The sequence below is a fragment of the Bacillus sp. LR--39 genome (genome assembly GCF_053613335.1).
Genome location: NZ_JBSIOT010000244.1, coordinates 1 through 1211, shown reverse-complemented (window position 1 = coordinate 1211; position 1211 = coordinate 1). Strand labels below are relative to the sequence as shown.

Below are 1211 nucleotides of genomic sequence, written 5' to 3'. Positions count from 1 at the left end.
CAGCTGCATTGTTCACGGTTTGCATCACACACGCCTGTATCGGACTGGCGCTCGGCTTCGTTTTTCCTCTGCTGCTAAGCCATGTCGTCGAAATCAGTTCTGCCCGTTTAAAAATGTCAGTGATGGGGTTTTATCAATCATTTTATGCGCTAGGCATCTTCCTCGGGCCCCTTCTTGCCGGAAAAATCGCACAGCTTGTCGGGCTTGCGGGAGTTTTTTATGGAGCCGGGTCTCTGGCATTTGCCGCCTTTTTTGTGATGCTCGCGTAAAAACGTAACATGATCAATTAATAGCTTTCATACCACCGGAAGCGCCACACAGAAAACACGGCCAGAAGCATGATGCACAGAATGGAGAAAGTGAGTGACCATCCGAAAAAACCTGCCCGCTCTCCATGAAGAAGGATATGCTCCGCCTGCTTGCAAATCTCAGCCGGAAGCCACTTCGCACCATCTGGAAATAGTGAAACGCAAAGGAAACGGCTGCTGTGAGCCCGATCCCGCAAGCCGCAGCTGCTCCGACAGACCGGAATATCGTACTTCCGGCAAGGCCGGCGGTCACAATAAATATCACCCAAAGCGCGTAAAGGCCAAGGCTTGTGGCAAAGCGGCTGAATGATGCGTCCTCAAACAGCAGCCGGACGTAATAATACGCAAGCCCATATCCAGCTGCGAACGACAGAATGCCGATCACACTTTGGGTGAGCCATTTACTCACGATATAATGGGCTGCCGTCACAGGCCGTGACATGATCAGCGCCGTTACCCCTTGATTTCTTTCATTGGCTACACAGCCCATCACACTAAAGATGATTAGAGCCATGCCAAGCGTGTTGAATTGAGAAAGCGTGCTGACCATCACTTCAGACCCGGAGGGCACCGTAAAACTGATTTTCATGCCATCAGGAAGATTTCCTCCATGTGCGATGATGTCCGGCATATAATAAATGGTCAGCGGCTGTGTCAGCCCGACGATCATCATCGCAATCGGCAGCCAAACCAGCTTGCCGCTTTTCCATCCTTCCAGCCACTCCTTCTGCAATAGCGCCGTCATCACTTTCATGCGTGCACCACCTTTAGATAGACGTCTTCTAGAGACTCCGTTTTCTGTTCAAAGCGGGTGACGGTCAACCCCTTTCGGATACAGTCACTTAATAATGACCGGCCAGCGTTTATATCAGACAGCTCGAAAACCGCTTGGGACAGATTCTT

2 protein-coding genes and 1 pseudogene are annotated in these 1211 nt (G+C 50.9%); 1 reads left to right on the top strand and 2 read right to left on the bottom strand.

Annotated elements, in window-relative coordinates; translation table 11 throughout:
• On the top strand, positions 1 to 269 hold a 269-nt coding region (locus tag ACWHAR_RS22185; protein ID WP_452087841.1), incomplete at its 5' end, for an MFS transporter.
• A gap of 17 nt (positions 270 to 286) precedes the next feature.
• Here ACWHAR_RS22185 and ACWHAR_RS22180 read toward each other — a convergent pair.
• Positions 287 to 1062, bottom strand: a pseudogene (locus ACWHAR_RS22180) (ABC transporter permease).
• A partial coding sequence (locus ACWHAR_RS22175; RefSeq protein WP_452087842.1) for an ATP-binding protein DrrA1-3 family domain-containing protein occupies positions 1059 to 1211 on the bottom strand: 153 nt, incomplete at its 5' end. The pseudogene ACWHAR_RS22180 and the gene ACWHAR_RS22175, both read right to left, overlap by 4 nt.